Genomic DNA, 6,899 nt, shown 5'->3' on the forward strand with positions numbered 1-6,899 from the left:
TATAAGCCTTAAAAAAGTTAAAATCATCAAATAACTGATGAGGTATCGCTCTAATAAGGCAATGGTATGAAATTAATTTTTTTAACAAAAACTTTGGTAAGTCGAAATTAAACTTTTTTTAATTATTTTTTGGTTTGGCCTCTTGGTCATTTAAATATCTCTCAACGACAGCTCTTCCTTCTTCGGTTAAGATCAAATCTTTTGTTACTCTGCCCGTATCACCAAGTGGCTGATTAATGAAGTTTACATAACCGCGCTTGTAAACTAGATGTGCTTTAATCCTATCTCTCAGTGCTTTTTTTTGGCTGTTTTCTTCTAGATTACTAGCCTGTTTACTCTGCATTCCTGTAAGTCTTAGCTGCTGATTTTCAAGCTCTTTAGCTCTTTTTAAAATACTAGCTTCATGAATTTTGAATACATTAAATTTTAGCTTTGTTGAAGTGCCAAATAGCTCTTCAGATTTATCATAGTTTAAGCCGTTTGGATCGTCCTCTTTTCTTAGGTGATGAAGCGCGAGTCTTGTGAGTTCCTCAGCGTGTTTAAAATGATAGCCGTTGGCAACCATAATCGCTTTTGCGTTGGATTTAAAAAAACTTCGGCACATTGTGCAAAATGCTCCCGCAGATCCTTTCATTACAATGTTTCTTTTATCTCCTTTTACTGCATCAACAGGGGAGTAATCTTTGATGATTTTGTCCAGCGACCTTTTAGCAAATGGTTTGTTAAGATCGCGAGGCTGAAGAAATATGTGATCAGGGTTACAGTTAGGGAGTGCATTTTCCATCCAGTCTCTCTGCTCTAAAATAATGGCGCGCATGGCTTTGGTTAAGGGCAATTTATATTCTTTTTGGTTTTTCATTTCTCCACGAACTCCGACAACAGATGCCGGAAAGGTAATTAATGTTGGGAAGTCGATACTATTGAGCCACTCCCACTTCATTTGTGGAATATTAATAGGGCGTATACCTGTCAAAATCATGAATCGAGCTGCATTTTTTTGATGTACATTTGGTGCAGACGCGAGGTTTATCCACAATTCAGCTATTGAATCTAAGTCAGTATAAACTTGGCAAGGACGAGGGCTTTCTACACGGTCAGATACGTAAAAGTCATCGATATCAGCTGCTGGGTTTTTACCTGAGTTAAATTTGTTCTTAGCAAATCGCCATACTCTTCTAATCTGTGCAAAAAGCTCGATTGCCTGGTTATTGGACTCTGTCTGGATAATTAAATCTACAATCTTTTCTAACTCTCCAGCTGTAAGAGATTGGAACGCACGCTTAAGTGGGAAATGATGCCTGAGCTTTTTTATTCTGCATTGATATGTCCTGAGCGATGAAGCTGCAAATTTGGTAGGTGCAGTGTTATGGCGCTCTATTAAGCTTTGTTCATAAGCATTAAACACAGTTTTAATATTATGATTATTTAAAACGCCATACTTCATTTGCTCAGTAAGCTTTCGTGCTTTTGCTATTGTTAATTCAGGTGCTTCACCTAATTTGGTATTAGCTATGCCAGATGATTTAGGGAAGTTAGAGTAGAAAATAGCAGCGCCAGACTTGGTGAAAATTAGTCGAATATGGTGTTGCGCTTCGTATTTCGATAACCTTTTAGTCCTACTAGGTTTAAAGCCTTGTTTATAAGTGCTTTTTTCTTCAAAAAATATGATGTGTTGAGCCAGCGTAGCACACCGATTTATGTGCTGCATAGAAAATGGCGGTTTGAGCTGGTTCCATTCTAGTTTTGCTTTCGTATATTGAGCTTTGTTAAGCGTTGATAAAGAGTACTTCACTTTGTTATAACCTATATAAATAAAGGCCTCGCGGCGATTTTTATTGATTGAGATCAACAAAGCAACAGAGAAAAATAGGCATAATTCGCGGCTGTAATTTACACCTAAAAATAAAATGGTGTGTTACGAATGTGTGCTACGATTAAATAAAAAATAAAGGTTTTTTATTGAACTACACTTGTATGAAAAGTAGTCAAAAAACATTTCGTTTAAATCTATGTTTATGTTTTATAATGATTTTAATTGAAGGGGCTTAAAAGTGGCTTTACTCATAAATAGTAAATGCATTAACTGCGATATGTGTGACCCAGAGTGCCCTAATGAGGCTATTTATATGGGCGCTAAAATATACCAAATAGATGCTAGTAAATGTACTGAGTGTGTAGGGCATTATGATAAACCTACTTGTGTAAGTGTTTGCCCTATTGACTGTATAAAGCCCGATCCTAATAAGCGTGAAAGTTTAGGTGAGCTGGCTGATAAGTTTGTGCTGCTAACGAACTTATAACTTGTTCAGGTATTTTGCTAAGCCGCTTTTTACTATCGGCTAAAAACTATCTACATTACTTATTTAGCTTGTAGCTAAAGTCCGCCGTCATGCATTTTTAGTTTCAATCAAATTTTATTACCTTCATTAATTATCAATTATATTGTGTTACCTTAAGGCTTTATAAACTCAAGTATTAATCTAAGTTTTAGATTGCATTCTATAGGAGTCTATTTTGGATATAGGTATTAACGCTATTCAGGCTGTATCTTCAAAACAAGCCATATTTATTAATGATGAGTGCCGAGTATTTGTAATTGGCGATCTTGATGGTGATTTACCGGCCTTAAAAAGCGCACTTAATAACGTAAATTTTGACCCTGAAAGAGACACTTTGTTTTGCCTAGGCGATTTTGTTGATCGCGGGGATAAAACATATGACTTATTTACATACTTACAGGCCATTAGGGCATGTATGATATTAGGTAATCATGAGCATTTAATGTTGGAATCATTATTAAGTAATGATAAAGCGGCTTTTAATTTATGGACTGGTAATGGTGGTAATTGGCACAAGTCGGTATCAAGTGAAAAGCTCAGTGTCATGTGCGATGAGTTACTAACTAAACCGCTTTCAATAGTACTTGAGTATCGTGGTTATACAATAGGGTTGTCTCATACATTTGCACAATCGTGGGATTGGGAAAATTACCCTGATGATAAATCGCTAATCGTGCAATCTTTATTGTGGGATCGCGAAGTAGTTAAACAAAATAAGGTAGTTAAAAGTCATGGAGTCGACTTTTCAATACATGGACATAACTCAACTAAAGCGCCTTTTTGGATTGGTAATAGTTATCATATAGATACAAATTATTATGGTGGAAAGCCTACACTCTTAGAGCTTTCAGAGGTTATTGCTACGCTTGATTAACCAAGCGCTATTTAGCAATTGTTACTTCTTTCAAATATCATTCGGCAGTTTTGCTTTCTAAAGTATAAACTGCTGACTACCACATCTAGTTATCCTCTTTGTTTTTTCTATACACCCTATGATTTATGCAGCGTAATTATTTTATTAAGCTATTAAATTCAACAAAGCCTCTATTAGCTTGTTAATTAAGAGTGATTTTGATGTGTGGGTTGGATTTTAAGTTTCATCCAATAGGTATTAATACAGTTATATGAGACGTTTATTTAGTTTTAATATTGATGATTAACAAACGGTTAAGTTTGGCTGTGTAGAATTGGGAACAATTTTTGCCATTTCGTAAATAATTTACGTAAAAGGACTAACTTCTCGCTTTAGGTTTTATATAAGCAGATTTAAATGGAACAGCCTCTCACATGATAGTAGCAAGCATATACCCTTTCCCTTTTTCAACGTTTTGTAAGTCGTCACTTTATGTATCAATTTTTTCTGCTTTGGGTTCTACGTGTGCTTTTGCAGCGCAAGAAAACTCGCAGCACGCAAAAGATATGGAAGTAATAGAAGTACGTGGTATCCGTTCAAGTATGGCCGAAAACTTAGATGTAAAACGTATGTCGGGATCTGTAGTTGATGCCATTACCGCGGAAGACATTGGAAAGTTCCCTGATAAAAACGTTGCAGACTCACTTCAGCGTGTACCCGGTGTAGTAATTGAGCGTGATGGCGGGGAAGGTTCATCTGTCAGTATTCGTGGTTTATCGTCAGAACTTACCTTTACACAGCTTAATGGTAATTTTATAGCATCTTCTCCGGGGGAGCCTTCGCGTTCGTTTGATTATGCTTTGTTACCGTCTTCAATGATTGAAAGCGTCGAGGTTTATAAATCGCCAGAGGCACGCTTAGATGAAGGTGGGGTTGGTGGCACTGTATTAATGCACAGCCGAAAACCTTTAAATATGAATGCAAACTCGGGTGTATTTAATGTCGAGAGTACTTACGCTGATGTTACAAAAGAGTATGAGCCGCAGTTTACGGGTTTATATTCATGGAAAAACGACAACGAAAACTTTGGTGTATTAGTTGGCTATACCTATCAGGAACGGACAAACAGAACGCTTTCGGGCGGTACTGATGCTAATGTATGGCGCTATACTGGCACTGGGCAACCTACAGATATAAACGGTAACGCAGTTAATAACAATAATGGTTGGGATACTATTAATGATGCAAACGGCAACAGTTACGATGGCGTTTGGTTTTCACAAGTTGTTCGAGGCTCTGTTCTTAACGAAAAACGTGAGCGCGAAGGGATTCAATTTAGTTCACAGTGGCGACCAACAAATCGTTTAGAGCTTGGCTTTAATTATTTTGGTTTTACACTTGGGCAAGACAGAACAGAATCTGTGATTGATATACCAGAGTGGTCTTTAAATCCTGATTTTTTGACGGATGTAAATCTTGATGAGTCGGGCACTATTGTTACTGGTATGCAATACGATGCAATGGCAAGTGGTGTCGAAAATGATATGCAATTTCCGTGGATGCGTGGCAGCTACATACGTGAGGAATCTACCTCCGATACCTTTGATTTTAATTTAACCTATGAAGGTGATAATTTTAAAGCGCGCTTTGTAATTGGTAATACACAATCAGAGGGCGGCCCAGAAGAAAGCTGGGAAGCGGCGTATAAAAGTTCTAACGCGGGCGAAAACGCAGCCACTATTCAAAACGCAGCTCAAACGGCTGGCTGGTCGCTCAATCAAAATAATGTGTCACTTAATATCGACCCTAATACATTAGTTAATTTACAAAATGGAGTTGGAGGCGGTCGTGATGCGGGCTCTTCAAACTCAAGCTTTGTACGCAGTGAGCTAGAAGAAGATTACTACCAAGCTGATGTGGATTTTTATGTTGATTGGGGCTTTTTAAAAACAATTAGAACCGGTGTTAAGTACCGCAACTCAATTCTTCACCGTGAAACCGGCAACACCTTCTTTTTAGATCCAAATTTTGATATTGCTGCAGGGGAAGCAAGTGAGCAAGGTATTACCCGTTTTGATAGCTACCAATGGAATGGTGGAATGCCATTAGCTCAAAATGTATTTACTAGTGAGAATAATATTGCAGGTGGTTTTGATATAAACCAAATGCCAAGTATCGACTGGAATAAATACCGCGATATGGTCACTGCTAGTTATGTACCTTATACGCGCATTGAAGATAATTTTGTTTACGATATAGAAGAAAAAATATCGGCTTTTTATATACAAGGTGATTTTGAATTTAGTGAAGTCAGAGGTAATTTGGGTGTGCGTGTTGTGCAAACAAAAACACTTACTTCATCTACTGACTTATATACCTACCAATTAGATCACACAAATGATGAAACAGGTGAGCCAGTAACAGGTGACGCTCGTTTTGTAGAAGACTATCAATTAGTCACTCAGCAAAACAAAGACACTCAAGTTTTGCCAAGCTTTAATATAGCGTGGGATGCAACCGACGATTTAGTTATTCGTGGGGCAATAGCTAAAGTAATATCTCGTCCTGACTATAGTGATTTAGGTGCGCAGCAGCGCATTACCTATGTATCAGGTGAATGGGCAGAAGATAGAGCCGCATTTAACGAGCTTCCTGGTTTTAGCGGTAGTGGCGGAAATAAAAACTTGAAACCATTTGAATCAGTTCAAGCTGATTTATCTATTGAGTATTATTATGGCGAAGGTTCTGCTGTTGGGTTGGCACTTTTTCATAAGAAAGTAGATAACTTTGTTGTGCCACTGGTGATCGACGTAGAGCAAAACTTTGCTGGTAAAAATAATATAGTGGATGCAGGGACTATTAATATAGCCCCTTACAGCACTGTAGGTAATGGCACCGATGCAGTATCAAAAGGCGCGGAAGTATTTATTCAGCATGCCTTTGATAGTGGTTTTGGCTTTTACGCAAATTACACTTATAACAAAACCAATAAAGCAGATGTAACAATTAATGGTGAAGAATTTGGTCAGTCGGCCTTAATAGGTAGTGCAAAGTATCAGTACAACACCTCTGTTTATTATGAAGGAGGTTATTTTAATGTACGTGCTTCTTATAATAAGCGCGGCGAAACAGTACTCGGTTTAAATAGCGGATTAAATGTATACCAAGACCCTTACGAACAAATCGATGTAAATGCATCTGTAAATTTATACGACGGGCTTAGCCTTACCGCAGCGGTTATTAATTTAACTAAATCTGAATCAGTAACGCGTTTAGGAAATGACACCGATGCGCGATTACTCAATACTAGCTACTCAGGTCGTCGTTTTTACGCGGGCTTTAACTATAGCTTTTAGCTAAATGACTTAATAGCTGGTCTGTAGACAGTATTTTTTGATAGCGCAGGCCATAACAAACACTTTAATAGGCGTTAAATGTTAATAAAGTGCTAGTTATGTTGTGTTTTTAATGCGTTTAGCTCAAATTCTCAGCGAACAGTGCTTTATTTAAAGTTTTGTCAATAAAACGCTTGCGTAAAAATCTGTACTCCCTATAATGCGACCCCACTGAGACGGGAAACGCCGAAGCATAGCGAGGCACGAACTACTCAGGGTGTTAAGTAAAACTTAGATTGAATCTTTTTAGAAAGTTTAAATTTAAGTGTTGACAAAAAAATAGGAAAGCGTATTATTCGCATCCCTTGAGAC

The 6,899-nt window shown here is 37.6% G+C and carries 4 protein-coding genes; 3 read left to right on the plus strand and 1 reads right to left on the minus strand.

Annotated features, from left to right (window positions below):
* Positions 1 to 118: 118 nt before the first annotated feature.
* A complete protein-coding gene (locus tag I6F10_RS14085) occupies positions 119 to 1,792 on the minus strand; it encodes a tyrosine-type recombinase/integrase (protein ID WP_197099041.1) in 1,674 nt (557 codons plus the stop codon).
* A gap of 259 nt (positions 1,793 to 2,051) precedes the next feature.
* Here I6F10_RS14085 and I6F10_RS14090 point away from each other — a divergent pair, with 259 nt between their 5' ends.
* The 3 genes from I6F10_RS14090 (at position 2,052) to I6F10_RS14100 (ending at position 6,548) form a co-directional block, all read left to right on the plus strand.
* Positions 2,052 to 2,300 carry a YfhL family 4Fe-4S dicluster ferredoxin gene (locus I6F10_RS14090; RefSeq protein WP_024591186.1) on the plus strand — a complete coding sequence of 83 codons (249 nt, stop codon included), beginning with the start codon at positions 2,052 to 2,054 and terminating at the stop codon, positions 2,298 to 2,300.
* A 214-nt stretch (positions 2,301 to 2,514) separates the two neighbouring features.
* Positions 2,515 to 3,213 carry a metallophosphoesterase gene (locus I6F10_RS14095; RefSeq protein ID WP_165744495.1) on the plus strand — a complete coding sequence of 233 codons (699 nt, stop codon included), beginning with the start codon at positions 2,515 to 2,517 and terminating at the stop codon, positions 3,211 to 3,213.
* A 413-nt stretch (positions 3,214 to 3,626) separates the two neighbouring features.
* Positions 3,627 to 6,548 carry a TonB-dependent receptor gene (locus I6F10_RS14100; protein WP_165744494.1) on the plus strand — a complete coding sequence of 974 codons (2,922 nt, stop codon included), beginning with the start codon at positions 3,627 to 3,629 and terminating at the stop codon, positions 6,546 to 6,548.
* Positions 6,549 to 6,899: the final 351 nt, after the last annotated feature.

Origin of the sequence: Pseudoalteromonas sp. SWYJZ98 (assembly GCF_015864495.1) — a bacterium.
In the GTDB taxonomy this organism is placed as follows: domain Bacteria; phylum Pseudomonadota; class Gammaproteobacteria; order Enterobacterales; family Alteromonadaceae; genus Pseudoalteromonas; species Pseudoalteromonas distincta.

Bases quoted from the DNA above. Each gene is read 5' to 3' on its own strand.
- I6F10_RS14100 (WP_165744494.1), top strand. From the start codon at position 3,627: ATGATAGTAGCAAGCATATACCCTTTCCCTTTTTCAACGTTTTGTAAG.